The organism is Sphingobacterium sp. DR205, assembly GCF_011064245.1.
Classification (GTDB): Bacteria; Bacteroidota; Bacteroidia; order Sphingobacteriales; family Sphingobacteriaceae; genus Sphingobacterium; species Sphingobacterium athyrii.
Genome location: NZ_CP049333.1, coordinates 4,315,660 through 4,341,269, shown reverse-complemented (window position 1 = coordinate 4,341,269; position 25,610 = coordinate 4,315,660). Strand labels below are relative to the sequence as shown.

The 25,610-nt window shown below is 39.0% G+C and carries 26 protein-coding genes and 1 riboswitch; of the genes, 24 read left to right on the top strand and 2 right to left on the bottom strand.

Annotated features, from left to right (window positions below; translation table 11 throughout):
* Positions 1-91: 91 nt before the first annotated feature.
* Positions 92-1,108 carry a hypothetical protein gene (locus G6053_RS18905; protein WP_165307895.1) on the bottom strand — a complete coding sequence of 339 codons (1,017 nt, stop codon included), beginning with the start codon at positions 1,106-1,108 and terminating at the stop codon, positions 92-94.
* 941 nt (positions 1,109-2,049) lie between these two features.
* On the opposite strand from G6053_RS18905, the gene G6053_RS18900 reads away from it, so the two are divergent.
* The 18 genes from G6053_RS18900 (at position 2,050) to G6053_RS18815 (ending at position 20,394) form a co-directional block, all read left to right on the top strand.
* A complete protein-coding gene (locus G6053_RS18900) occupies positions 2,050-2,571 on the top strand; it encodes a hypothetical protein (RefSeq protein ID WP_165307893.1) in 522 nt (173 codons plus the stop codon).
* A gap of 138 nt (positions 2,572-2,709) precedes the next feature.
* Positions 2,710-2,868, top strand: coding sequence for a hypothetical protein (locus tag G6053_RS18895; RefSeq protein ID WP_206531773.1), 159 nt, complete (start codon positions 2,710-2,712; stop codon positions 2,866-2,868).
* Positions 2,869-2,870: 2 nt separating this feature from the next.
* Positions 2,871-3,224 carry a hypothetical protein gene (locus G6053_RS18890; protein WP_165307891.1) on the top strand — a complete coding sequence of 118 codons (354 nt, stop codon included), beginning with the start codon at positions 2,871-2,873 and terminating at the stop codon, positions 3,222-3,224.
* Between the two features lie 152 nt (positions 3,225-3,376).
* Positions 3,377-4,339 (top strand): Rpn family recombination-promoting nuclease/putative transposase, encoded by a 963-nt coding sequence (locus G6053_RS18885; RefSeq protein WP_165307889.1) that lies wholly within the window; start codon positions 3,377-3,379, stop codon positions 4,337-4,339.
* A 311-nt stretch (positions 4,340-4,650) separates the two neighbouring features.
* On the top strand, positions 4,651-5,124 hold the full coding sequence (locus G6053_RS18880; protein WP_165307886.1) for a hypothetical protein: 474 nt from the start codon (positions 4,651-4,653) through the stop codon (positions 5,122-5,124).
* Positions 5,125-5,231: 107 nt separating this feature from the next.
* Complete coding sequence (locus G6053_RS18875) at positions 5,232-5,405, top strand: hypothetical protein (protein ID WP_165307883.1); 174 nt, start codon at positions 5,232-5,234, stop codon at positions 5,403-5,405.
* Positions 5,406-5,413: 8 nt separating this feature from the next.
* On the top strand, positions 5,414-5,803 hold the full coding sequence (locus G6053_RS18870; protein ID WP_165307879.1) for a hypothetical protein: 390 nt from the start codon (positions 5,414-5,416) through the stop codon (positions 5,801-5,803).
* Between the two features lie 62 nt (positions 5,804-5,865).
* Positions 5,866-6,753, top strand: coding sequence for a hypothetical protein (locus tag G6053_RS18865; RefSeq protein ID WP_165307875.1), 888 nt, complete (start codon positions 5,866-5,868; stop codon positions 6,751-6,753).
* 265 nt (positions 6,754-7,018) lie between these two features.
* A riboswitch (TPP riboswitch) is annotated at positions 7,019-7,113 on the top strand.
* Positions 7,114-7,353: 240 nt separating this feature from the next.
* Complete coding sequence (locus tag G6053_RS18860; RefSeq protein ID WP_165307873.1) at positions 7,354-7,944, top strand: RNA polymerase sigma-70 factor; 591 nt, start codon at positions 7,354-7,356, stop codon at positions 7,942-7,944.
* Positions 7,945-8,032: 88 nt separating this feature from the next.
* Positions 8,033-9,190 carry a FecR family protein gene (locus tag G6053_RS18855; protein WP_165307872.1) on the top strand — a complete coding sequence of 386 codons (1,158 nt, stop codon included), beginning with the start codon at positions 8,033-8,035 and terminating at the stop codon, positions 9,188-9,190.
* 198 nt (positions 9,191-9,388) lie between these two features.
* Positions 9,389-12,706, top strand: coding sequence for a SusC/RagA family TonB-linked outer membrane protein (locus tag G6053_RS18850; protein WP_165307871.1), 3,318 nt, complete (start codon positions 9,389-9,391; stop codon positions 12,704-12,706).
* An 18-nt stretch (positions 12,707-12,724) separates the two neighbouring features.
* Positions 12,725-14,197, top strand: a complete 1,473-nt coding sequence (locus tag G6053_RS18845) for a RagB/SusD family nutrient uptake outer membrane protein (RefSeq protein WP_165307870.1) — start codon at positions 12,725-12,727, stop codon at positions 14,195-14,197.
* Between the two features lie 13 nt (positions 14,198-14,210).
* Positions 14,211-15,065 (top strand): DUF4843 domain-containing protein, encoded by an 855-nt coding sequence (locus G6053_RS18840; protein WP_165307869.1) that lies wholly within the window; start codon positions 14,211-14,213, stop codon positions 15,063-15,065.
* A 52-nt stretch (positions 15,066-15,117) separates the two neighbouring features.
* Positions 15,118-16,659, top strand: a complete 1,542-nt coding sequence (locus tag G6053_RS18835) for a PKD-like family lipoprotein (protein ID WP_165307868.1) — start codon at positions 15,118-15,120, stop codon at positions 16,657-16,659.
* Between the two features lie 23 nt (positions 16,660-16,682).
* The gene (locus tag G6053_RS18830) at positions 16,683-17,798 is read left to right on the top strand and encodes a TlpA disulfide reductase family protein (RefSeq protein ID WP_121126590.1); all 1,116 of its coding nucleotides are present in this window, start codon (positions 16,683-16,685) and stop codon (positions 17,796-17,798) included.
* Positions 17,799-18,204: 406 nt separating this feature from the next.
* Positions 18,205-18,693: a plasmid maintenance system antidote protein gene (locus G6053_RS18825; RefSeq protein WP_165307867.1), complete on the top strand. Its 489-nt coding sequence runs from the start codon at positions 18,205-18,207 to the stop codon at positions 18,691-18,693.
* A gap of 65 nt (positions 18,694-18,758) precedes the next feature.
* Positions 18,759-19,346, top strand: a complete 588-nt coding sequence (locus G6053_RS18820; RefSeq protein ID WP_241254766.1) for a nucleotidyl transferase AbiEii/AbiGii toxin family protein — start codon at positions 18,759-18,761, stop codon at positions 19,344-19,346.
* Between the two features lie 160 nt (positions 19,347-19,506).
* Complete coding sequence (locus G6053_RS18815) at positions 19,507-20,394, top strand: hypothetical protein (RefSeq protein WP_165307866.1); 888 nt, start codon at positions 19,507-19,509, stop codon at positions 20,392-20,394.
* A gap of 192 nt (positions 20,395-20,586) precedes the next feature.
* Here the strand turns inward: G6053_RS18815 and G6053_RS18810 are convergent, their stop codons facing one another.
* On the bottom strand, positions 20,587-21,396 hold the full coding sequence (locus tag G6053_RS18810; RefSeq protein ID WP_165307865.1) for a LuxR C-terminal-related transcriptional regulator: 810 nt from the start codon (positions 21,394-21,396) through the stop codon (positions 20,587-20,589).
* Between the two features lie 150 nt (positions 21,397-21,546).
* Here G6053_RS18810 and G6053_RS18805 point away from each other — a divergent pair, with 150 nt between their 5' ends.
* The 6 genes from G6053_RS18805 to G6053_RS18780 all read left to right on the top strand — a co-directional run bounded on the left by G6053_RS18805 (position 21,547) and on the right by G6053_RS18780 (position 25,576).
* Positions 21,547-21,999 (top strand): hypothetical protein, encoded by a 453-nt coding sequence (locus G6053_RS18805; protein ID WP_165307864.1) that lies wholly within the window; start codon positions 21,547-21,549, stop codon positions 21,997-21,999.
* A 10-nt stretch (positions 22,000-22,009) separates the two neighbouring features.
* Entirely contained in the window at positions 22,010-22,399 is a 390-nt protein-coding gene (locus G6053_RS18800; RefSeq protein WP_165307863.1) for a hypothetical protein, read from the top strand.
* Positions 22,400-22,667: 268 nt separating this feature from the next.
* Positions 22,668-23,402 (top strand): hypothetical protein, encoded by a 735-nt coding sequence (locus G6053_RS18795; protein WP_165307862.1) that lies wholly within the window; start codon positions 22,668-22,670, stop codon positions 23,400-23,402.
* 499 nt (positions 23,403-23,901) lie between these two features.
* On the top strand, positions 23,902-24,180 hold the full coding sequence (locus G6053_RS18790) for a hypothetical protein (protein ID WP_165307861.1): 279 nt from the start codon (positions 23,902-23,904) through the stop codon (positions 24,178-24,180).
* Between the two features lie 23 nt (positions 24,181-24,203).
* A complete protein-coding gene (locus G6053_RS18785; RefSeq protein ID WP_165307860.1) occupies positions 24,204-24,863 on the top strand; it encodes a hypothetical protein in 660 nt (219 codons plus the stop codon).
* Between the two features lie 113 nt (positions 24,864-24,976).
* Positions 24,977-25,576, top strand: a complete 600-nt coding sequence (locus tag G6053_RS18780) for a hypothetical protein (protein ID WP_165307859.1) — start codon at positions 24,977-24,979, stop codon at positions 25,574-25,576.
* The last annotated feature ends 34 nt before the right edge of the window (positions 25,577-25,610 follow it).

Genomic DNA, 25,610 nt, shown 5'->3' with positions numbered 1-25,610 from the left:
CGATATTCAAGAATAAATTCAGATTTATAGTCGAAAAGCTGTACTTGAATTTTGCATTTAAGCACGCTATATGCTTTCCCATGCGACAGCTTTACTTTATTATTAATTCCTTTTTTAGCGAATTTGTTTTAATCGCCTTTCGGCATCGGCTCATACGTTCACTATTTCCCTCGTTTGCAAGTCCTAAATCAAGAAAGATGCTATCTTGCAGTTTAGCATCGCCCCATTTCAGTTTTCTGTCTACCTTTAAAGCTCTTTCAAATAAATTTTCAAAATCATCATTAATCTTTAAGCCAAGCTTTTTGGCTTTCAGATAAGCTCCTGTTAAAACCATTAATTCAGTTTCCAGTTCAGGTTGCTTGAGTTCAGGATATTTTTCAAAAATTTGTTTTAATTCTTGATATTTACCTTGTTCCATAAAAGCCATTAAAGCATTAAAATAGAATTTAGAACCCAAATTTTTGTGTTGGCACAATGCAATAATTTGTTCTATCTCATTATTTTTAGCGTAATTTTTTACTAATAAACCTTTAGCTTCATTCACTTCATATTTATTGACAACGGGTTTACTTTGCTTGAAATATTTGAAGAAACTTTTATCATCGCCCTTCATTGCATAATGTTTGAGGATAATTAAATAGCCTGTATCCAAATTATCTTGTTCTTTGAAGATAATTGTTGGTTTGAAGTTTGGGATAAATTCCTCTGCCTTTTTTATATCTCCTAAAACTACACAATTGGTAATAATGTGTTTTAGAATGTGGTTGAACATTATGTTGTCATTCACAATTTTTTTTGCAAATTCAAGCATTGTATTTTCGTCGTAGTTTGCAAAATCAAATAATGTCAAAAGTGCATTTTTCCAAGATAGAGAATTGGTAATGCCTACATCTCCAAAGCGTTTTGACATATCTACAAAAGTGTTTCTGTAGTCTTCAAAACCATAATCCCCAATACCTAAATTTCTACCTTCATAAGATAGCTCTAAGGTCTTATTTAGAGTTTCTAATACAAATTTGTCATTTCCGTTTACTTCTTGACTCCCTTTATTTTTATTATTTAAAGCTTCAATGCAAAAGTTAATAGATTCTTCAAGTTCTTGTTTCATTGTCATTTTTGGTTGTTATCACAAGCTGTAATCTAAGGTCTGTTTATTGGTTTTATGCTGACAGCTAACGTTTCGGGCTTTGCGATGGCAGGCAAACCGAAGCCGAAGCCTTCAACTAATATAAAGATTGCACGAATTTAAATTTTCACATTTCTGCCAACGCCATTAAAAATGAACAAACTTTCATCTATACAAGCACTTTGATTTAAGATGTATTGGCAATTGTTCAAATGTAAAAATATTATTTTTTGCAGAGTAGACCATTTACAATTCGCCGAGGATCGCCTAATTCGTTAAAAAAAATCCATCAATGTGACTTGTTCCTGCAATCACTATTCTACTAAGTAACGAATAACGCAATAGTTATTAAAATGTGTAATAACCAAAATTTAGAGACAATTCTTACTTTTCGGTATCTCTCCAATACTGCTTACATACACCTTGTTTTCCTCCGCTAGCGTCCGTAGCAGCCATACTTTTGTTATACACATAAAAACACAAGAATATGGCAAATCAATTTTTAATTAAGGAAACGGTGGATGCGATGCGCAATTTATCCGCTACTGAAATCGCAGGATTGCAAGTAACTAAGGCCTGCGCATGATAGACTTACACTTCAAGGCGAATTAGCTCTCGGAGAAAAGTTGTTGAAAATCAGGAGGTGATATATAGAGACTTGGCTAATTAAAAAATAGCTATAAATCCGTTATGGGAAAATGATTCAGTTTCCGGAAATTTTGTGCATATTATACAACTTAATAGGGGATTCAAATGACTTTATCATAAGATTTGATGACAACAAGAGGGCTCCGAAGCTCATGATAAGTCGTATAAACTAATTTGGTAATTGACTAAGATCAATGTATAACTGTTATTTTCATAAATGCTTAATAAATAACCTCATAGTCAGTGATCTATATAATAACTATAAATAATTAAAAATGAAAAAAACACTTTTATTCTTTCTTTTGTCGGTTTTCGGCTTAAGTTTAACGTATGGACAGCAATTGAAACCTTTATATAGTAAAACTGATACTTTACCAAGAGTTGTTTACAAAGATCTTAATGAAAGACCTTCGCCTAAGCTAGAGATGCAAGGAAAAAATTACTTAGGCGATGGCATGCTGTCCTTAAAATCTGAAGGAGTTAAGTCAGTAGATATTAACAAAGAAAGAGGAGCAGTGGTAATTGAATTGACACCTGAATACAAACCTGTTTTAATGAGTTTGTCAGATATTATAAAAAAATATACAAACGTTAAATCTGAACACGTAATATTTCGGATTGAAGATAACCTTGTGCAGAACAACCCGAATGAAGTTCTTGTCGATGCAAGCAATATTATGCTAATTTCCGTTTCTCCTGTTAAGTTTATCGGTGACCTAGAAGATCTGTATATGGTGACATTAGTGCCGAGGACGGATAAGAATGTTGAAAAATTGAATCAAATCCGCATTCGCTAAGCATATTGAAGTACGCTTACAATAAGTCATTATCAAAAATGTAATGCTACAATAAAATCGATCTGTACCTATTCGAACCGCTTCCCTCGAATTAAAAGGGGGGAAGCTTTTTCGGACTATTCTGAGTATACCTAAGGAATGCATGGTCGAAATGCCGGGCTCCGGCTGGATCATATTCTTTTAAGCCCAATCGTTGCTCCATTGCTATTGGAAGGCGGGATCGACCGACAGGTGCGGGGCTGGGAAAAAGCCAGCGATCATGCGCCCGTCTGGATAATATTGAAAGATAAAAAATAAATATGGCTGCTAGTAAGAAATCCAAAAATGAGCTACTAAGAGAGGCACGATTGCAGGAACTTGAAGGTAAAACCGAAGATGCCATAAAAAGCTACAGCCGAGTTATAAGCAAAGCCCCATTACAGGCCGGGGCATACAATCGCTTAATGATCCTTTATCGAAAGCTAAAAGATTATAAAAAAGAACTGGCAGTTATTAAGCAGGCTATCGCCGCATATGAAAAAGATATAAAGGACGATCAACAAACCTGGAAGAAGGCAAACCGTAAATCTGCCCGGCTCAGCCTCAGCCTGGCTAAATCAATGGGGCTCCTCAACGACAAAGGCAGTTTATCATTATTAGGCCGTTCGTTTTGATTTGTTACGCACCAATAATCGGAAATTGGTTTTATAGAATTCCAGTGCTTCGGAGACATTGTTCTATTAAATATCTTTATACTAAAAATATTAGTATAGAAGTATTTTTTTACTTATATTTGCATTGTTAACCAATTTAAAAACAATGTATTATGAGTGAATTGAAACAATCTAAATATATCGATATCACGACAGATTATGGCTTTAAAAAAGTTTTCGGATCAGATACCAATAAAGATCTTCTCATCGCTTTCTTAAACGAACTCTTTAGAGGTCGCAAGGTTATTGCTGACCTGTATTATAACAAAAATGAACATGTTGGGGATACAGAGGATATCGGTACAGTTATTTTTGATCTGACCTGTACGGCAGACAATGGGGAACGGTTTATTATTGAAGTGCAGCGCACGTCACAGGTTAATTTGAAAAAGCGCATGCTCTACTACAGTAGTAAATTAATTGCGGATCAGGCACCCAAAGGCAACCGAAGGGCTTGGAATTATGAAATTAGTGAAGTCTATATTATTGTGTTGATGGATGGATTTGCAATGCCTGATGCGGGCGCAGAGAAGTGTTTTTTGCACGATATTTGTTTATGTTATCGAGATCATGGTAAAATATTTTATGAGGATCTAGGCTTTATATATATAGAATTGGTTAACTTTGTTAAAGCTGAGGCAGGGTTAGTTAATGATTTAGATCGTTGGCTTTACGTACTCAAAAATATGTCTTCGCTAAATGGACTTTCCACCTATTTGCGTAAGCCTATTTTTGAAAAGTTATTTCAGTTAGCAGAGTATAGCAAACTAAAACCGGAGGAACGAGAGATGTACAACGTAAGTTTAAGAAATAAATGGGATGCGGAGAGCATCCGAAGTAGTCAGGAAGAGCTATTGAGACGAGCGCGCGAGAAAGCAATGGCTGAAGGAAAAGCTGAAGGAAAAGCGGAGGGAAGAGAGGAAGGAAAAGCAGAGGGAGAAGCTAAAGGGAAATCAGATGTAATAAAAAACCTTTTGTCTCTGAATAAGTTTTCGATTTCGGAAATTGCCGAATTAGCAGACGTCACTGTAGAGTTTGTAAAGCAGATCGAGGCAGAGAAGGCTAAAAGAAAATAAAACGGATTACAATATAAGATTTTAAGGCCACTTGGATATTGTCTAAGCGGCCTTTTCCTTTTTTATACGCTGGGGAATAGGTTTTCTATTTACCGTCTCTTCCATGTGGAGTGAGGACGTTGATACCTGGATTAGGAGTTTGTATTGTGGGCAGCGATCTACAGCCCGTCCTAATATTTTTGATATTGATTATGTACTAGCCAACGTTGAAGAGCGCTATTTGTCAGAAAGTGTATTTATAGAAAGCGATTCAACCATTGTTATAAGAATCATTCCGGCCTTTTTTATAATATAAACCCTATTTTAGCCTTATGCTGTACAATCCCTTTGAACAAGTCACCAAAAGTTCGTTTCGCGAGCTCGTCGAGTCCGGCTATGCCGACTTTGTGTTGCAGCGCTTTGAGTGGCCCGATGTCAAGGAGAAGGCAGGCTTTCTACTCACGCCTTATGATGATCAGGAAGCAGCCAATCAGCATGCCCATCAACTGGGGGCAAAGGAAGGAAGAGCCCTGCAGCTGCCGCAAGATGCAGATAAGATCGAAAGCCTGCTAGCAACAGGATCTGGCTATCGTATTTTTCTTAACCGTATCAAGGAAGAGAACTGGGACAAGCGCATGCTTAAGCTCTATGAGAAAAATATTGTCAATTACCTACGTACCAAAACCAGGTTTCAGTGTAAAAATCCTATCGATATCCTATTCTCCTTAGAATATGGTCGGGTAGTAGCGACCATTACCGATGGACAGACCCAAAAGAAAGTATTTGCTATAGACATCCTTCGGTAGCCCCGATCTAGTCCGAACTGAAAAGCACAATTTTCTTGCCTTGGGCAATGACTATTTACGGTGCAAATTGCGTATATTCGTATCAAAGCCAAACAAGAAAGGATTCCATGATGTACAGGGATATTAACCTCCACTCCGATATTGAGATTATCAAAAAGACCTTTCCGCAATTGCGGGACGACTGTCGTCAATTGGATTACTACAATGACCGCCATGAAGCTTTCGACTGGGAAGGATTGCTACCCTTAGGAAGTGATACCGTGCAGACTTCGTTGTTTTAAATCATCCAATGGGAAGTTTAACGAAATATGTCTCAAAAAATGATAGCCCGGAGTTCGCGATTTATATCGAAGATGACGATAAGGTCTGCTACGCATATTTATGGAAAGAGAAAAAAATAGTTGGAGATATATGGCTGTATAATAGCGCTCCGACTCCAAACGAACCTGAATGGAATAACAAGGAAAATCTACCATTTTTAAATCCTGCTGAATTTGTCAAGGAGAATCTTGAACCATTCAACGCGTGGACGCCTATTGAAGTTACTTGGGATTTTGGCGAAGAAATAGTGGCTAATATATTTTTAGCGTCCAGATTGATTGCAAAGCTAAAAGAGGGATCCTTCCCCGGTTGGTCCGGCCTAGTGACGAAGAATGGACCGTTGGCGTTGAAACTGTAAGGTTTTTACGAAACTAATTTGAAACAGATAGAACAAATACGTAAAAACATAGACGAATAATAATGAAATACTTTTTAAGTCTTATCCTTTTGGCAGCAACGACTTTTACTAAAGCCCAAATAAAGCTTGATCAGAAAGACCTCAATAATTTAATAGCTATTGCTGAACTCTATTCCTATAATACAGATGCAAGAGGGGCTAAATTTGCCAAATCAATTGACTCATTACGGACACCTAAGCTGAATCATATTGTTGATGCTTTAATTGCGGTTGGCAAAGGTGACCATACAATTTTAGAAACGCACTTTCTAGCAAGACCAAATGATGAAGAGTTGGTATTATGGTATGTTATCCGCGAAATCCATTACAATAGGACAAACGAAAAAGTCAAGGCCAGGCCAGTTGTAGCTGTAGCAAATGAAGTACTTTCCAAGCAGATTGATAGTCGATGGTTGCTCGATAACTATTACTATCGTATCCATGGAGGTATAACTTCATTGTTTAACGAAGCTGATTTGAGCAAGTACAATTTCAATATGGACAGTTTAGGATTTAAGGACGAAACTGAAAAGGCAATCTTCTTTTTAAATATGATGGACGCTTTGGTTGGACCACGCTTCAAAGTTCTACAGATGATGAAGAACAATAAAAAGATACTTGAGTTTTGCGACAAGCTTCCAAAGTTTAATGGCAAGGAATACTTCTACTTTAAAAACTTTGACTATGCAGATTTTGATTGGATTGGATACGATAAAACAGTAGGATACAATGAATGGCACATTGGTGGGCTTTACAGCACATTGATTGCACAATTCAGTGCATCTGCCGAATTACAGGACAAGAAAAGGATGCAAGAAATTTATTTCAATTCTATTTTGCACGAGCCAAAATATTTTAAATTCACGGAATCAAAAGATGAGTTACAATCATTCTATGACAAATCCAAATAAATAACAGTCCTGACAAGCAATCCAATGTGTTCATTTTTCATTTAGTCCCCAGGTTTTAGAAACAGATAGGGAAGTTAATTATAATTATGGAGCATTGCGATTCAAGACTGGAATCGCAATGCTGAATTACCTTGCAATCTTTGCCGCACTTTGTTAATTTTTTGCAAGGCGGTCCGTGCCCAAATGAATTCGTTCAGCCTATCTATTTTTCACAAATTAACAAATCTTTGTAAAACTAAATGTGATTGGCTTTTGTCCTTATATTGGAAACATCTTGGGGTGGTTTGAAAAAATCTGAGAATATACCCATAGAACCTGATCCAGGTAATTCTGGCGAAGGAAGAAATGTTTCCTGGGGTTTTGGTTTCGGCCAAAACCCTTGTTGTTTATTAGTATTGCAAACTTAATTGTTTATCCTTTAACTGTCAGATCAGATCGAAACTATTTCACATGAGCGCCTGTCCCAAATAAACAGATGCTTGTTCTTTACATATTTGAAGGTATCCAGTTGTGAAGAAAGACACACTCCTAATACATTGTTATCGCTTTTATTCTTGAATAAGAAGATATTTTTTTAGCTTTGTTTTACATTCTGCCTAAATGCTTAATTATAAAAAATATAGCGACTATGATCTCTTGACTCTCTTCAATACCGATGATGAGCGCGTGTTAATAGAAATTTATAACCGGTACTGGGATAAGATGTTGGCTGTTGCATTTAATCGCTTGGGCAATTTGGAGGAAGCTGAAGAATGTGTGCAGGATGTGCTTTGTAAACTTTGGAAACTTCGCTCAACTTTCAGTTTGCAAAATGAAAAACTATCCAGTTACCTAGCACGGGCAGTCCGCAACCAGACCTTCAACATCATCTATCAGAATAAGCAGAAACGCCAAAAACTAGCAGGATACAATCTACAAGAGAATGTCATCGATTCGATTTCGCCAGAGCGGAAACTTATCATTCAGGAACTCCAACAACAGATTGATAATGCCATCAAAAACCTGCCTCCACAGTGTCAGCTTGTTTTTGTTATGAACAAAAATGAAGGTCTCACAACAAAAGAGATTGCTGATAAGCTTAATTTGTCAGAAAATACGGTCAAATCACATCTTAAAAAAGCGAAAAAAGATCTAGGAAACAATACCGAATTTCTTACGATCATTGTTTTTTTCTCAATTTACTTTCGCTAATAAAAAAAATTGTTGGGCAGACTCACCCTATCCGTCTTTTTTACTGTCTATTTAGATAGGAAACACCCTTACTACCAATTTTTAATTCATGCATAACGATCTTAGATATATAGAAGATTTAATAGTCAAATTTCAGACTGGTATAATTTCTCCACAGGAATTGGCCGAGCTTACGAAATGGTACAACAGTCATTTGGACGAGGAAGTGACCATTGTTACTGATGAGCCTTTGCAAAAGGAACAGATCCGTGAGCGTATGCTCAATGGTCTGCTCGCCAAGATCAGGATCGCCCAGCCAGTAGATAAAAACAATGTATATTGGATGCAGCCGAAATTTTGGGCGGCTTCTGTAGCCGTGTTATTGATACTTTCATCATTGGCATGGTTTGGAATTAACAGGAATAAGCAAGTTAAATCTCCGGATTTTGCAGTGCAGTCCTCCTCAGATGCTATTTTGCCCGGTGGGCCTCGGGCAGTTCTCCTCTTAGAAGACGGGCGAAAGCTCATGCTAGATACTGCGCAAGATGGGATTGTTGTGGATGGTGCGATTCATTATGCAGACGGAAGAAGCTTAGCTAGTAATGTCGATCTGGATAAGATGAGCGATTTACAATTGTATGTTCCCAAGGGTGGGATTTATCACATAACCTTATCAGACGGTACACAGGTCTGGTTAAATTCCGAATCACGATTACGTTATTCCGCAAAGTTCGCATCTACTGAGAGAGAAGTGGAGCTAGATGGAGAAGCATTTTTTATGGTAAAAGGACAGTTCAGCACTAAAGGAAAGCGTATTCCTTTTTTCGTAAAGACGGAACAGCAGACCGTGGAGGTCCTCGGTACACAATTCAATGTAAACGGATACTCCACGCAGTCATTTGTGAAAACAACCTTGTTGGAAGGCAAAGTCAATATCCATGCAACTGACCAAAAAATTATTCTGAATCCGGGGCAACAGGCTAGCACCCGAGGTAATCTGACAAAAATAAAAACTGTGGATGCGCAGATGGAAATTGCCTGGAAGGATGGCAAATTTAATTTCGACGGCAAATCCTTTGACGAGACAATGGCTGAAATAGGTCGTTGGTATGATTTAACGATTAAATATAATGGCAAGATACCAGACGTCGAATTGGTGGGGGATGCCTATCGCAATGAAAAAATTAACCTTGTACTCCGGTTGCTGGATGCCGCAAATGTTCGTTATCAACTGGATATCCGCAAGCGAGAGCTTATTATTTATTAAAAAACAAACTATTTACCTAAACAACGATCATGATGAAACAGACCTAATGACCATGAAGAGTGCCGTATAAAAGAAGGAAAGGACGGCCATCCTTTCCTTTGATTATCGGTTGCAACAAAGCCAAACTAAACAATTAGCAGATTTTGCACTAACCAAACCCACGTAAATTTAATGAATAAAAATTACTTATTAAAAGTGATGAGAATTACACTATTCTTACTATTGACTGGAATATGCGCTGTGAGTGCTAAAAGTTATTCACAACAAATTACATTCAAAGGCCGTAATGTTTCCCTGGAGGCAGTGATTCAAGCCATTCGCCAGCAAACGGGCTACAGTATTTTCAGTACCAAGCATACCCTAAGCAGTACTGTGCCTCTTACGATAGACGTCAAAAATATGGAACTGGATCAGTTTCTCAGCCTAGTGACGCGCAATCAGCCTTTAACGTATCAGGTAGAAGATCGGACGATTTCTTTTTATAATTCAGAAAAAAACAGTTCGAAAATCCAGTCCGGTACAATTTCTACTCAACAGCAACACATTACCGGAAAAGTCATCCATGCCGAGTCAGGTGAGCGCATTGAGAGTGTTACCGTACAGATAAAAGGAACAAATAGGGTAACTACCACCGATGCAAAAGGGCAATTTCAGTTGCTTGCTACAGGCATGCAACACGAAGAATTTGTCATACTGTTTCGTCACATAGGTATGAAACCTAAAGAAGTTGCTTACAGCGGTCAAAAGTTTATTGAAGTAAAACTTGAGCCCGCCGCTGCTACAGAAATCAAAGATGTCGTTGTTACAGGAATTTACCAGCGTGACAAAGAAAGTTTTACGGGCTCTTCATCCACTTATACAGCCAAAGAACTGAAGATGGTCGGCAATCAGAATGTTTTACAGAGTCTAAAGACCTTGGATCCCTCTTTTGCCATTGTGGATAATAACCAGTTTGGATCCGATCCGAATCGCTTACCCGATATCGAGATTAGGGGCAAAAGCAGTGTGATTGGCCTCACTGACGAATACAGTTCCAACCCCAATCAGCCACTTTTTATTTTAGACGGTTTCGAGAGTACCTTGGCCGTGATAGCAGATCTGAGTATGGACCGTGTCGAAAGCATCACTTTACTCAAGGATGCCGCCGCGTCGGCCATTTACGGCTCTAAAGCCGCCAATGGGGTGGTGGTGGTTGAAACAAAACGCCCTAAACCCGGACAGCTACGGATCAACTATACGCTCAATGGTAGCATTAGCTTTGCAGACCTCACCGACTATAACCTCATGAATGCTGAAGAAAAATTACAATTTGAGTTATTGTCTGGCTTCTATGGTATGCTCGATGACAAAGGGCAGATTATATTAGGGGCTAATCCCGTCAGTGAAGCAAATTATTTAGAGCGCTTAAAAGAAGTGCGTCGCGGTGTCAATACCTATTGGGCAAACGAACCCTTGCGCACTGCGATCAACCAGCGGCATACACTTTTTGCAGAAGGTGGCGACCAAAGCTTACGGTATAGCGTTTCTGTTAACCATGGGATTACCAATGGCGTCATGAAAGCTTCAGACCGAAAGGCAACTAACGGCAATATTCGTCTCTTGTACCGAAAAGGAGATTTATCATTTACCAATTCATTGAGTATTGACCATGTAGTAGCGAATAAAGAAGTTTCTCCTTTTTCCACATTTTCGAGGGCCAATCCATATCACCGCAAATACGATGAAAATGGAAATATCAAAATGGTATTGGAAGACTTTAGTGCGACCCGCTCCGGTTATGATCCAATTTATAGCCCTTTTTACGATCTCAACAATTTGAATATAAATACACAGGGGTCTGAGGGCTTTACCAATAATTTTGAGATCGAGTGGCGCATGCTGCCAGAGTTGCGGGCAAGGGGGCGTTTTGGCCTGCGCAGTTTAAATTTACACGATGAAATATTCCGCTCGCCCTTTAATGTGGAGTTTGTGGGTACAGACCAGTTACAAAAAGGATCCTATCAGGAAAACAATGGTAAGAATGTGAATTATGACGGTGATTTTAGTCTCACCTATGGGAAGCTCTTCGCAGACAGACATATGCTCAATGCGGTGCTGGGAGCACGTATGGAGCAGGCCACTACCAAACGTAGTAGTTATCAGGTCCGAGGGTTTATTGATGATGAGTTCTCAAACCCAAATTTCGCTTTAGGCTATCCCGAAGGACAGCGTGCAGACTACATGCAATCCAAGCGGCGTGGCGCCAGCTTCTTTATGAATATGGGCTATTCTTACGACAAACGCTACTTGTTGGATGCGACCATAAGATCTGACGGTTCTTCGGTATTTGGATCCGAACGTCAGTTTTCGACAATATGGTCTTTGGGTTTAGCCTGGAATGCACATAACGAAAGCTTTTTCAAACAGTTTCATTGGATTGATCAATTGCGTTTGAGAGCTACAATAGGTAATCCCGGCAATCAGAATTTCGACGATTATATTTCAATGCGTGTTTACCGTTATAATAATGACAACCGTAATCCTTTTGGGGCGAGTACAATTATCAGCAATATGGGCAATAGCGGACTCCGTTGGCAGACAACTTTGGACCGCAATTTAGGTCTGGATTTTACAACATTTAAAAACCGGCTTCGTGTCAATTTCGATTACTTCGTAAAGAGTACAGATCCCTTATTGGTGCTTGTGTCATTACCCACCTCTACAGGTGTAAATACCGTGGCTAAAAATATGGGCGCACAGGTTACCCATGGTTTTACGATAGCTGGTGATTATACTTTGCTTCGAAGAGAGCAATTCAACTGGCGTGTCAATCTAAATATGCGACAGCTAAAAGCAGAATATCAAAATATTGGAAATCAGCTGAGCAATTTTAACGAGGCCAATAAAAGCCGTAATCTCATCCGCTATTATGACGGAGGCAGCCCATCCGACCTTTGGGCCGTGCGTTCTCTGGGCATCGATCCCGCGACCGGACGGGAGATCTTCCTGAATAAAAATGACCAACAGACTTTCGTACACGATTATAGAGATGAAGTTGTTGTGGGAAATAGTGATCCCGACCTCGAAGGAATATTAGGTACCAGCTTCTACTATAAGGGGTTTTCGGCTTCGGTTAACTTGCGCTACAGATGGGGGGGGCAATCATTTATGCAGACACTTTTTGAAAAGGTAGAAAATATTTCGGCAAGGGATGTCGCACTTAATCAGGATAAACGGGCATTGTACGACCGCTGGAAGCAACCGGGAGATGAGGCAAAATTCAAAGCGATTTCCAATACAGACCAGACACCCATTTCATCGCGGTTTGTCGCGGATAACAATATGCTCGTCGGTGAAGCATTTTCGCTTGGCTACGAGACTACTACAGCCGGCTGGTTAAGATCCATCCGCGCCTCTTCGGTAACTTTTAGGGCGTATATGAATGATATCTTTCATCTTTCGACTATAACAAATGAGCGCGGAATAGATTATCCCTTCGCACGGTCAGTCTCATTTTCGGCTGGAATTCGGTTTTAATAATTAAAGATCTAAAAAATGAAAATACTAAAGTACATTATCCTGATTTCATGTCTCACCCTTGTAGCAAGCTCGTGCAGTAAATGGATTGATGTCAAGCCTGCCGACAGGCTGGGAGAGGAACAGCTGTTTGTCAACCGGGCCGGCTTTATGAAAGCGATCAACGGCATCTACGTCGAAATGGCCAGTACGGATCTTTACGGACAGCATATGAGCACGGGAATTATAGACGTCCTGGCACAATATTATTACATCAATGGTTCCACACATGTATTTGACAAATATAACAACTTTGTATATACAGAAGCGAGTGTCAAATCTGGCTTCGAGCAGATTTGGAAAAAAGCCTATGAGCTTATAGCCAATTGCAACGTCATTCTGGACAAATGTGGGAATGCTCCGAGTGAGATCCTTCCGCAGTCCTATTATGGAATCATCAAAGGCGAGACACTGGCCTTGCGGGCGATGATCCACCTTGATATGCTCCGGTTGTTTGGGCCGATCTATTCCGAAGACAATAAGGACAAGCCAGCATTACCCTATATCGACAAAATCAGTTATGACATCTCACCATTACTTGGATCCGAAGAATTTACCGAGCATGTTGTTGCAGATCTTGAAGCAGCTCTTTTATTGTTGCAAGACAGTGATCCGATACGGACAGAAGGTGTGCGTAATCAAGGTAGCCCGACAGGGGAGAATGATCTTTATTATCGGCAGTATAGGCTCAATTACTATGCTGTAAAAGCATTATTGGCAAGAACATACCTTTGGAAGGGCAATCGGACTGCAGCATTAAAATATGCCGAAGAGCTTTTGACCGAAGTACAATCGGCTGATAAGATGACTTTCCCCTTTGTCACCTTTGCAAGTGCTGTAAGTGTTGACAAGCCAGACCGGATGTTTTCGACCGAAGTGATGTTCTCCTTATACAATATTAACAGAAAGGAGATGTACAATAGATTATTTGATGTCAGCCTGCAATCAAATAACAAACTTTCTTTTTCCAACGGCGATGTCAACGATACACGCATAAGGGCCATTTATGATGACAACAATGATTTCCGTCGTCGGATTTGGCAAAGTGCTTCCAATGGGACGACCACCGCGACGACCAATATGAAATATGCTGATGTGATCGATGGGCCCGGGCGCTATATGATCCCGCTTATCAGACTGTCCGAGGTATTACTGATTGCGGCAGAATGCTCCCCCGAACTGGCCAAGGCGACTGCCTATTTCAATAGCCTGCGCACCGCGCGCAACTGTGTCTCGCTTGTACCCGTCGATCAGACAGCACTGAAAACCGAAATCACCAAAGAATTCAGACGTGAAATGTTGGGTGAAGGACAGCAGTTTTTTTATTATAAAAGGAATGCCATGCAGGCTTTACCTAATTCGTCCACACTCAATATCAGTCCGGAGAAGACCATGGTGCTTACGAATTACACTGTTCCGCTACCGGACAGTGAAACCTCCCAACGTTATTAATTAGTATACAATTATGAAAAGAACAACTTTTTATATCATGTTTTTTCAGCTGTTTGTACTATTTACGGCCTGCAAAAAAGAAATCATGTCCTATGAAGGTAAGGAAGGCGTCTATTTCGCGATGCGTCATGGTACAAATGAGTATCTTCCGGATCTATGGCCCTATCAGCCCTTTACCGATATAGACTTTGTACGCATGAGTACCGATGAAATTGATTTTCCGGTTAAGGTCATGATCACAGGTCCTAGCAAAACTTATGACCGGATTTATCGGGTGGAGGTCAATCCAGACTCCACTACCGCGATTTTGGGACAGCATTACGAGGCTTTGAAGGACCAATATATTCTGCCTGCCGGTGCTGTTTCGGCGCAAGTCAATGTGCGGCTTAAGCGCACGGCCGATCTCGAAGAAAAACCCGTAACCCTGGGCTTAAAACTTGTAGCCACCAAAGACTTTGCGCTTTCCTTTCCCGAATGGCATTCTATCCCTTCATTAAATTCAGGTACTGTAGTGCCACAATTTGATGCTACCCTGCATTCTTTAAATATCAATGATGTGATGGTGCAGCCCGCTGTCTGGTCCGGTTCATTGCAGCCTGGCAATAGGGAGTCAGGATTGTTTGGCGTTTTCTCCAGACGTAAAATGGAGTTTTTAGCGGAATATTTAGGACTCAAATATGAAGACTTTGGCGCCGCGGAGACTATGCCAATGGCTAGGATGATGCTTATCGCCAGCGATGCGACAAAGGTTCTGGTTAAGCGCTATAATGAAGGCAAACCTGTCCTCGAAGATGATGGCCGGTTGATGTGGATGGGCACTGTACCCTGGACCTCATATCTGGGCGTTCCGTGGGTTCCGGGCGGATAAGATAAAATCAAAAGAAGAGCGAAATCAGTAGGAATAAACAAGTTATATTGAAATGAAAACCTATCAATTAATCATGGGCGCAGTCTTCCTATTTATCCTAGGAGCCTGCAGCAAAGACCTTGGTAATTACGATTACCAGGAAATAAACGAATTGACAATCAAAGATATAAAAGAAGAATATACTTTACGGACGGGACTTGATACCTTAAGTATAAACCCTAACATTACCGCTTCTATGGACGGCAATGATCTCACCCGTTATACTTATAATTGGATTCTCAGAATTGACAATAAAGTTTTTGATACCCTCAGCAGAGCAAAAGATATCAATTATCCAGTTCGTTTAGCTCCAGGAGAATATGCTATTTTTTACCGGGTGCTTGACAAAATGACCGGTGTCTCCTGGGCAAGCAATGTCAAGCTCAAGGTCGTATCGCCTTATTCCAGAGGACTTTTAATCATGGGGGAGGATCCTGAAGGCTATGCTGAGGCAGAAATGCTATCCATGCAGAGCGATACCATTCATGTCAGGCACATGCTATCCGGATCGGGTTTACCTCGTCTTCGAGGACCATTGGGGATGGTACATACCGGCGGCTCGAGTGCATATGTTAGATTATGGGCGATGACCCGTGAAGGGTCGTACTTTTTAGACCGAGCATCCATGACTGCTACCTTAGACAATCATCTGGGACGTTACGTGTTTATGTCAGATATTATCGATCCCAAAACGCTAAATCCCGTCGTTATTGCACCGCAGATACGCACAGCAACCGGTGATATCGGTAGTACCCTTTATCGTGCCTTGGTAACCCAGCGCGGCGATATTTTTGCAAACGTACCCCTGTTCATGGCCGGTGACTTTTACAACAATCCTGTGAATAGGGTAACGGCGGCCCCGGACGAACTGATTCCCGCTGCGCCCTATTTACTATACCCTATCAATGGCATGAACAATGTCATGTGGTATGACACCCGTTATCAGCGTTTCCTGAATTATACCGGTATCGGATTGTCTACGACCTCAATGGTACTTGCGGATAAAGATGGCGAAGCATTCCCCTGGAATCAGCCCGCGGGCCGTACACTGGTGTATGCCGAAAATACCCGGAACACCGATGGAGGCTCCAATAATGGTAATTCATTTGCCTTGATGAAAGACAAAGATAATACTTACCATATCTACAAGTTTTATGCAAATGGAACGAATCCGGCAAAACGGGATGCTTATACCGTCAAATCCATTGCTACGGATTTTGATAAAGCAGAAGGATATGCCTTTTCATCAAATCGCAGTATCATATGCTACTTTGTGGGCAGCAGGCTATATGCTTATGATTATAATCCCGGTTTTGAAAAGATTTATACTTTTCCCGAACTGGGAACAGATGCGATTACCATGATCAAGTTTGATACCCAGATCGACCATTTGACCAATAGTCTCTATATCGCCAGCTATAAGGATCAAAAGGGCATTCTTCGTCGATTTAAAGTGGGCAATAATCCAAATATCGTTGAATTGCAGTTGCAGGACAACAGCACTTGGACGGATCTCATCAAAGTACAATCGATTAACTGGCGTGCAGTCAATTAAAAACTATTTATATATCAAGAAAAATGAAAATAAGAAAAATCATTACAACAGTTGCCCTGCTATTAGGAACCTATTCCGCATTCTCACAAAGCAGTCAGTTTATGGTTAAAGGAAAAATAGGGAAAGTCAACAATGGAAAGTATGTTAAACTATATTATCAACGCGACACGACAAAAGTCGTCGATAGTGTGCTTGTAACAGGTGGTGCCTTTGTCCTACGGGGCCAATTGACCGATCCCACCCTAGGTCATTTATCCATGGACAATATCGAATCCGGTGACCGTATCGATCTTTTTCTTGCGCAGGGGACCGTCCATGTCGAAACAAAAGATTCGTTGAGTTATGCGCGAATATATGGAACAGCATTAACTGAAGCACACGAAAAGCTGGCCCAGAAATTAAGACCTGCCGACCGAAAAGTGATAGACGGATTTGTGCGTTTTAAAAATATGCCTGAGGGCGAGGAAAAAAAAGCTTATATTACCGAGCTTCTCGCGGGCTTGGACCAATACACACGGTTTAAGCGGGAAACAATTCATCAGTTTGTTGAAGAAAATCCTGGATCCTATGTTTCCTTATACCATTTGGATCGAGTAGCAGGTGGAAATGTTAATTATGAGACAACCTATCCTTATTACGACAAACTTAGCCCCGGAGTGAAAAATAGTGCTTTGGGCAAGCAACTTGGCGACCGTCTGTCGGCGGCCAAAGGAGTCCTGACAGGGCAGCTTTATAAAGATTTTGTATCTACCACACCAGACGGCCAGGAGCTGAGTCTGAAAGAGGTGATCGTTAAAAACAAGTATACATTGCTTGACTTTTGGGCCAGCTGGTGTGGGCCTTGTCGAAAAGAAAATCCGCATGTTGTGGATACCTATGAGGCATTTAAAAAGCAAGGATTTACAGTGCTGAGTGTTTCGCTCGACGATGACAAGACTCGATGGACGGAGGCGATCAGCAAGGATGGGATGCCCTGGTACCATGTTTCCAGCCTCAAAGGTTGGAAAGAGCCTGCTGCAGCACTCTATGGTGTTCGGGCTATTCCCCAAAACGTGCTGATTGACAGCCAGGGGAAGATTGTAGCAACAAACCTACGGGGTGAAACACTTTTCAATAAAGTACAAAGTCTTTTGAAATAACATTTCAATAGCCAATTTCCGGCTTATATCCATTTGACAGAAAATTAAGTAAAAAAGCTTCCTTTTGGTTAAACAGAAGGAAGCTTTTTACAGATATCATCATTTTAAACGACTGGATATGTGATAACAATTATTATTGTCAATTACCTGCGTACCAAGACCAGATTTCAGCGCAAAAATCCCATCGATATCCTATTCTCCCTGGAATATGGTCGGGTAGTAGCTAGCTAAGCTCGTAAAAATTAATGTGGGTATTTAAAGATATAGCATTTCAATCACTTTAATTACTTCGTCAATGGATTTAACAGGACTTTTCTTAATATACAAATGAACTTCTGAGTGATATCATTAAAGAATTTTTATGTGTAGTCGTAAGTGTGTAATCAATTTTGATTACATTTGCGTTATGGAAAAAAGTATGGAACGTTTTAAAGGAATTCATCCAGGGCTTATCTTAGAAAGAGAGCTTAAGAGGCGTGCGATTAAGTCAAGTCCATTTGCCCGCTCTATAGATACACAAAGACAAATATTCAATGCAATCATAAAAGGTCAACGCGGCATTCCAGTACCTTTATCATTGAAAGTTGACCAGGCATTAGGATTTGAAGAAGGGACTTTTGCGTTGTTACAAACTTTTTATGAGATAAAAAATGCTAAAACAAACATTGGAAATATAAACAAGCCAGATTTGACTATTTTGCGAAAAGTTCTTTTTTGGGACACTGATGTCCATAAAATAGATTGGGAAAAACAAGCTAAAGCCGTAATTCATCGTACTTTCGAAAGGGGAAATCAAGAAGAGAAAAATGAGATACTAAGGTTTTATGGCAAGGAGCAAGTTCAGCAGGCCTTATCTGAACCAACAACAGCTCCAATGTTGTTGCATAAACATTAGCGCAAATAATTATGCTATATTATAATACTGTTAATGACCTATTAAGAGATACACTATTAACCCTAATGAAAGCGGATGTTTTTTCAACTTTTCGATTGGTTGGGGGAACCGCTTTAAGCTTGCATTTAGGCCATAGGGAATCTGTCGATATTGATCTTTTCTCGGATGTTCCATATGGTAGCTTAGACTTTGAGTCAATTGACAATTACTTGAAAGATACTTTTTCGTACGTCGATCACTTGTCCAATATTGCTCCCGCTATGGGAAGGTCTTATACGATTGGAAATGATAAAAACAACAGCGTTAAATTGGACGTTTTCTATACAGACCCGTTCATTCAAGAATTCATCGAAGAAGATAATATTCGTTTAGCCTCAATCGAAGAAATTATTGCCATGAAGATCGATGTGATTCAGCGAGGAGGACGTAAAAAAGATTTTTGGGATTTACACGAGTTATTAGATAAGTATTCGATTTCACAAATGGTTGCATTACATGAAGAGCGATATCCGTTTTCTCACGATGAGAAAACGATCTTGATGAACTTAATCAATTTTGAAAACGCTGATAATGACTTCGATCCTGTGTGTTTAAAAGGTAAATATTGGGAATTTATTAAAGCTGATTTTGAGGAAGTAATAGGTAAGATTTAGTTGTGGGATTCAGATTGATTGCAAAACTTACCGAGGGATCCTGTCCCGGTTGGTCTAGTCTTGTGACTAAAGATGGACCCTTGGCGCAGAAGATTTAATGTCTTCACGAAACTAATTGGACGCAGATAAAACAAATATGCAAACACATAGACGAATAATAATGAAATACTTTCTAAGTCTTATCCTTTTGGCAGCATCGATTTTTACTAAAGCCCAAATAAAGCTTGATCAAAAAGACCTCCATAATTTAATAGCTATTGCTGAGCTCTATTCCTATAATACAGATGCAAGAGGAGATCAATTTGCCAAATCAATTGACTCATTACGGACACCTAAGCTGAATCATATTGTTGATGCTTTAATTGCGGTTGGCAAAGGTGACCATACAATTTTGGAGACACAATTTCTTGCAAGGCCAAACGAAGAAGAGTTGGTATTATGGTATGTCATTCGTGAAATTCACTACAATAGGACAAACGAAAAAGTCAAGGCAAGACCAGTTGTAGCGGTAGCAAATGAAGTTCTTTCCAAGCAGATTGATAGTCGATGGTTGCTTGATAACTACTACTATCGTATCCATGGTGGTATAGCCTCATTGTTTAACGAAGCTGATTTGAGCAAGTACAATTTCAATATGGACAGTTTAGGATTTAAGGACGACACTGAAAAGGCAATCTTCTTTTTGAATATGATGGATGCTTTGGTTGGAGGACGCTTCAAAGTTCTACAGATGATGAAGAACAATAAAAAGATACTTGAGTTTTGCGGCAAGCTTCCAACGTTTAATGGCAAGGAATATTTCTACTTTAAAAACTTTGACTACGCAGATTTTGATTGGATTGGATACGATAAAACAGTCGCCTATAATGAATGGCACATTGGTAGTTTTTACAGTACATTGATTGCACAATTCAGTGCATCTGCTGAATTAAAGGATAAGAAAAGGATGCAAGAAATTTATTTCAATTCTATTTTACACGAGCCAAAATATTTTAAATTCACAGAATCAAAAGATGAGTTACAAGCATTCTATGACAAATCCAAATAAATTACTATTCTGGCAAGCAATCCACTGTGAAAACTGTTTGAGTGGTGAAATAGCCTAACACAATGGAAAAAGAGAAGTTGTTGATTCTGCAGCTTTTCTTCTGTTGAATGCTTAGCAATTGCTTTTTCAATGTGAGATACGGATAATAAGAAAATTTAACAAATAACTGTTGCGACTTTTAAATGGGATATTTTATATGAAAAATTCTATATTAGTAAAACAAATCAGCTGCAGTAACCCCCATTCGATACATTTGCAGATAAATTCACCTACGCTTTTTGTTCCAGTCTTCCGAAATAGATTTTTTCGATGTGTCCTTACGGTATCTGGCGAGATAAAAAGCTTTTCAGCAATCTGCGGGCTTGAGTTCCCTTTGGCAACCAGGGATACGATTTCCATCTCGCGCTTGGAAAGTTTAGGTATATCAACTTGTGGAAGCTGTTTAGATAAGTCGATCTGACAATAATCATCACGCGAACCTATACCGGTAACGAGCACAATTTTATTGTTGCTTTGGGTGATGTGTTGTACGTCGGTATGGATATTCAATGCGGAAGTCAAACGCCCTAAATCATCTTTGGCCAAATGTATAGCTTGATGATGAAACAAGTGATAATCACCCTTGGCAACACGCATGCGAAAGCAATAGGACGTTTTCAAAAATAGTTGATGTTCAAATCCAATTTCCTTCATTTTGACTAATGTAGCTTCCTCAGCTTTTAGGACAAACTCCAGATCCTCCGGATGTATTTGGTCTATGATCTCCCTTATTGTCGTTGGTTGAGTAGCCAATCCATGGATACTTGCGATACTTTCTGAAACTTGGGAAAGCGAATAGTCAGCTATATTGATTACATAATGGTAATATGGACCAACTGCCAAAATATCCGATAGGTGATTCACAATACCATATGATTTTTCGGATTGAAAATTATTTGACAATGCATCAGGATAACTTTCCCAAAGGTCGGCAAGGAGGTGATGATGTTTCTTAGGTTCCATAGGCGCTCGGTCCGTAGTCAATAACGTGGCTTAATAAATAGGCTATTTATCCTTACTAAAATATAAAAAAAATTTAATATACCCCAATTGGGGTATATACCTGTCCAAAGCTTTGCTGTATTTTAGTATTCGATTTGATAAATAGAATTAATGAAAACTGAACGCTTTAATGATCAGAACAAGAGGTTGACCGACTTTCGGACAGAAGTATTGGTTGTCTGTCCAGCTTGTCGAAAACAAGCTGTAGCGAGCGTGGAGTATGAGAATGAAAAATCTCGTTTGCTATGCCCATCATGCGGCTATAATAAAGAAAGAACCACAGAGGCACGCTTGTTCGGTATACGAGGTCCTGTAGAGATGGCAGCAAATCTTTATTTTGATGTTGAACTGTGGCTGGTACATCCGTTTAAGGGGGATGTTGTTTGGGCCTATAATTATGCGCATCTCGATTATTTAGAAAGTTATATTTCGGCCACCTTGAGGGAACATAAAGACCGGAGCCATTTTACCTTGCTCGAAAAATTGCCCAGATTTTACCATGATGCCAAAAATCGAGCTGCATTGTTGAAATTGATCAATAAGATGCGGAAACGTCCACTCTAGCATTGGGTCTATGAAACGATTGTATGTAATTTTGTTTTTATTATTATTTGGATGGGTACATTTCGCTTCAGCCCAAACGACTCAGCCAAAAGATAGTCTCCTGTTGGCAAAGACCTATCTGCTCGATATTCAGAGATCCTTATCTAAGAAACAGGGAAGACAGCAGAAGATTGTTATGCTTGACAGCTTAATCAACAAAGGAAAAGCGTTGGACAAGGTCTTTCACCGCAGTCAATTATCTCACCTATCACGTTCATTTCAATTTATATTGCAGTCTTTGGTACTATACAAATCTGATCTCAAAACTGCTAGGGATAGCCCTATGGAAAGGCAGTATCTCGATGAGAACATCCCATCGCTGATCAAACAGATCAATAATTTTCGTACTTCTAAGCGATAGGCACTCAGTTCGATACCTATACACCAAACTCTTCCCTTAAAACTCCTGCATCTCAATAGATATTTTAAAAATACCCCATTTGGGGTATTTATACGCTTGAACCACATCATTAAATTTGTAAAGTACATTTAATAGTGCCTTAGAAAAAATAGTTTATTTAGTTCGTTCTCAGCTTATCTTCGAGTAGTTTAGATTGAAGGAAGCATCATTTAACTTATAAGATCATACCAGCTCTGACAACAATATCCAACATTTAAATAAAAAACAAATGAAAAAGTTCCTGATAATTTCCTTGCTCATTTTGGGATTAGGCAAAGTTGACGCACAAAATATCGAATGGTTAAATTCGCAAAATGATAAAGTGAAAATTCACTTTGACAACATTTTTATAATTCCCTCGTCTGATTTTCAATATAATTCGAGTGGTGTAAAGATTATACAAAGTATAGGTGAGAAAAAAACAATAAATATATTATGGAACCAAATTAAAGATATAGAAAAACAAAAAATTAGCAATTATATCCAACTTGAATTTAATAAGTCCAGTGACTATACTATTGAAAAAATCGGTATTGAGTTTACAGATGTCGCATTAAAAAATGAGTACTATAAAAAATTACTCAATTTAACGACAAAAGCAGGCGTCAAAATGCCGGAGAAGATTTTAACAATTGAAGGTAAATTGGAGGAAATTTTAGAAGGGAATTCCTATCAAAACAAATTGAATATTGAAACAACTGAAGAGGTTGTTTTTAAATACGGTATGTTTTATTGGAAAATGGGAATAAAAAATGATGGGAGTAAAAAGAAGTATTTTACCTATCAAGCTAAATTAAATGATATTAACAAAGTAGAAATTTTTAAAGAAAAAGATCAAACTTTTATAGCTTTTCATTATGTCCAAGGTGGAGGAATCAAACTTCCGATAAAAGGAAATGATAGTGAAAAAGCAACAACTCTATTCAAAGATATTCAAAACAAATATCGCGATCAAAAATATTGATGGAATCTTTTTCGCTATTTCTATTCAATGACCATAGATCCTGCAAACTAAAAACAAGCTGACGTATAGAACGTGTTTCCACCTAATGTAGAATTTTAGATCAAGAAAATGTGAGATGATCACAATCTATACATTTACAGATAAACTCACAAACAATTCATCACAATAAAAAAATGAAAGAATTTATCACAATCATTGCATTATTTTTTGCTTCTGGAGCAGCTGAAACTCAAAATGAAAAATTGAAAAGCAGTACTGAAAGTTGTTAAAATTTAGTAATGAGTTGAATAATGAATGTCAACGTAAGCCTAACATAGCATCACTCTGTACTGATTTGATAAAAATAACCAATCCTGCGATGGTGTATCCCACCAGTAATCGGGCCTAATGTATATGATAATGAAAACAAGTTTTACAAACTTTGGTTAACTCATGATTTGATTAGTTGACTTTAAGTAAATGTGTATCCTTGTATTAGTAATAGAAACTTATAAAAATTATGAAAAAGAACTTAATACTGCTATTTTTACTAGGTTGGGTAGGAATAGCGCAAGCACAGATTACAAAAGACATGTTATATAACCAATTAAAGTTAGATAATAATAGTATATCCGATGATATTTATAACCCTATAAATTTTGTAACGATTACCGAGCGAATGCCAAAAACAAACGGATATAACACCACTTATAAATTCATACTTGGAGCAGGGATGGATTATATAAAAAAAGGATCTCAAATACATCTCGACTTTAAAAGGAATATATTGACGCATTAGGAATAGATTGTGACCTACAGGTTTTGGCATATATTCAACGAAAGGATAAAACGATAAAACCCTTAAGTGTATTTGGTTTTACAGAAGTGATTGAAGAGACTAGTAATGAAGGGCTCATGAAAAATGCAAGTGATTCATCTGTACTACAAAGTACAGGAGTTCAATACGGATACAGATTAAAAACGGACAAAGCATCGGGCGAATCTTATTCCGGTGAAATCAATTTAGCTTGGGAAGAAATTGCAGAAGAGGATAAAATCATTCTTCATGTAAATAATAAAGCTAAAAATAAGACAGGTTTCACAATGACGTTAATATATGATGATTTTGGGTGGAAACAAAACCCAACAGGAGGTTTTAGTTTCGTTAAAATTGCAAAATCAGGATTTACAGAATTTACTCCGGCAGCGAGTATAGGCTATACATTTCGATATAAACCCCGCCGTTCTAGTAGTTTCCTGAGTCATTTTTTTTCTCCTAGTTTTGGACCGATGCTCCACGTTTTCCAAAATGGGGATAATACGACAATAGGTGCGGGTGTATCAGCCTCTACATTTTACAACATGGTAAGTGTCGGTTTTGGAAGTACTATAAACGGAGTGAACCATGGGAAGCCGTATTTTTCCATCGGTTTAAATTTTATAGAAAGCTATAATACATTGACGGGGCTCTTGAATAAATAACAATATGAGAAAATAATATTATTGTTTTCTTATCTATTTAATATTAATCGTGCGGTTTCACACTTTGAATTAATTAGCCGAAGCTGTTATTTGAATTACTTTTACCATTTCTTATGCGTTACACCATCCTGATATACCTACTATTATCCTTCCTGGGTCTATCCGCTCAGGAAAAGGTAACACTATACAAGGGGAAGAAAGCGCGAATTACTCCCATCGTTGAAACGCGGGATACTATCGGATTTGACCCTTTTGAAGTGGCCGAACGGGTAGAACTAATATTTTATACGAGCAATCGTATGTCTTGGAAGAATAGTGCAGGAAAAAATCTCGAAGAACTACTGTCCGATGGTCGGTTAAATGTCCCTACAGATAGTATTGCCGGACGGGTAGAGCTCGATCCCACTCAACGTGCCGATTGGCAGTATACCTTGTATCAAAGTCAGCTCTGTGAAGAAATGATAGTTGCTGGATGTTATGAACCCCGACATCTGCTTGTCTTTTACGGCCATGACAACAAGCCGTTTGGCTTTATTGAAATTTGTGTCAGCTGTGCCGGTGCATGGGTCAACGAAGGACTCCGGACTTTTGTTGTCTGCCCCGAACGAATGGCTGTTCTTGGGAGCATGGTGAATCAGATCGCAGGAAAGAACAGCATCAGCGCTACAGCTACTAGAACAAAAAGCGATAAACAAAAACGAAAGTTCAGGTAAACAAATCTTTATTTCTATCGGAAAATATAAGCAT

Bases quoted from the DNA above. Each gene is read 5' to 3' on its own strand.
- G6053_RS18905 (WP_165307895.1), bottom strand. From the start codon at position 1,108: ATGAAACAAGAACTTGAAGAATCTATTAACTTTTGCATTGAAGCTTTA.
- G6053_RS18900 (WP_165307893.1), top strand. From the start codon at position 2,050: ATGAAAAAAACACTTTTATTCTTTCTTTTGTCGGTTTTCGGCTTAAGT.
- G6053_RS18895 (WP_206531773.1), top strand. From the start codon at position 2,710: ATGCATGGTCGAAATGCCGGGCTCCGGCTGGATCATATTCTTTTAAGC.
- G6053_RS18890 (WP_165307891.1), top strand. From the start codon at position 2,871: ATGGCTGCTAGTAAGAAATCCAAAAATGAGCTACTAAGAGAGGCACGA.
- G6053_RS18885 (WP_165307889.1), top strand. From the start codon at position 3,377: ATGAGTGAATTGAAACAATCTAAATATATCGATATCACGACAGATTAT.
- G6053_RS18880 (WP_165307886.1), top strand. From the start codon at position 4,651: ATGCTGTACAATCCCTTTGAACAAGTCACCAAAAGTTCGTTTCGCGAG.
- G6053_RS18875 (WP_165307883.1), top strand. From the start codon at position 5,232: ATGATGTACAGGGATATTAACCTCCACTCCGATATTGAGATTATCAAA.
- G6053_RS18870 (WP_165307879.1), top strand. From the start codon at position 5,414: ATGGGAAGTTTAACGAAATATGTCTCAAAAAATGATAGCCCGGAGTTC.
- G6053_RS18865 (WP_165307875.1), top strand. From the start codon at position 5,866: ATGAAATACTTTTTAAGTCTTATCCTTTTGGCAGCAACGACTTTTACT.
- G6053_RS18860 (WP_165307873.1), top strand. From the start codon at position 7,354: ATGCTTAATTATAAAAAATATAGCGACTATGATCTCTTGACTCTCTTC.
- G6053_RS18855 (WP_165307872.1), top strand. From the start codon at position 8,033: ATGCATAACGATCTTAGATATATAGAAGATTTAATAGTCAAATTTCAG.
- G6053_RS18850 (WP_165307871.1), top strand. From the start codon at position 9,389: ATGAGAATTACACTATTCTTACTATTGACTGGAATATGCGCTGTGAGT.
- G6053_RS18845 (WP_165307870.1), top strand. From the start codon at position 12,725: ATGAAAATACTAAAGTACATTATCCTGATTTCATGTCTCACCCTTGTA.
- G6053_RS18840 (WP_165307869.1), top strand. From the start codon at position 14,211: ATGAAAAGAACAACTTTTTATATCATGTTTTTTCAGCTGTTTGTACTA.
- G6053_RS18835 (WP_165307868.1), top strand. From the start codon at position 15,118: ATGAAAACCTATCAATTAATCATGGGCGCAGTCTTCCTATTTATCCTA.
- G6053_RS18830 (WP_121126590.1), top strand. From the start codon at position 16,683: ATGAAAATAAGAAAAATCATTACAACAGTTGCCCTGCTATTAGGAACC.
- G6053_RS18825 (WP_165307867.1), top strand. From the start codon at position 18,205: ATGGAAAAAAGTATGGAACGTTTTAAAGGAATTCATCCAGGGCTTATC.
- G6053_RS18820 (WP_241254766.1), top strand. From the start codon at position 18,759: ATGAAAGCGGATGTTTTTTCAACTTTTCGATTGGTTGGGGGAACCGCT.
- G6053_RS18815 (WP_165307866.1), top strand. From the start codon at position 19,507: ATGAAATACTTTCTAAGTCTTATCCTTTTGGCAGCATCGATTTTTACT.
- G6053_RS18810 (WP_165307865.1), bottom strand. From the start codon at position 21,396: ATGGAACCTAAGAAACATCATCACCTCCTTGCCGACCTTTGGGAAAGT.
- G6053_RS18805 (WP_165307864.1), top strand. From the start codon at position 21,547: ATGAAAACTGAACGCTTTAATGATCAGAACAAGAGGTTGACCGACTTT.
- G6053_RS18800 (WP_165307863.1), top strand. From the start codon at position 22,010: ATGAAACGATTGTATGTAATTTTGTTTTTATTATTATTTGGATGGGTA.
- G6053_RS18795 (WP_165307862.1), top strand. From the start codon at position 22,668: ATGAAAAAGTTCCTGATAATTTCCTTGCTCATTTTGGGATTAGGCAAA.
- G6053_RS18790 (WP_165307861.1), top strand. From the start codon at position 23,902: ATGAAAAAGAACTTAATACTGCTATTTTTACTAGGTTGGGTAGGAATA.
- G6053_RS18780 (WP_165307859.1), top strand. From the start codon at position 24,977: ATGCGTTACACCATCCTGATATACCTACTATTATCCTTCCTGGGTCTA.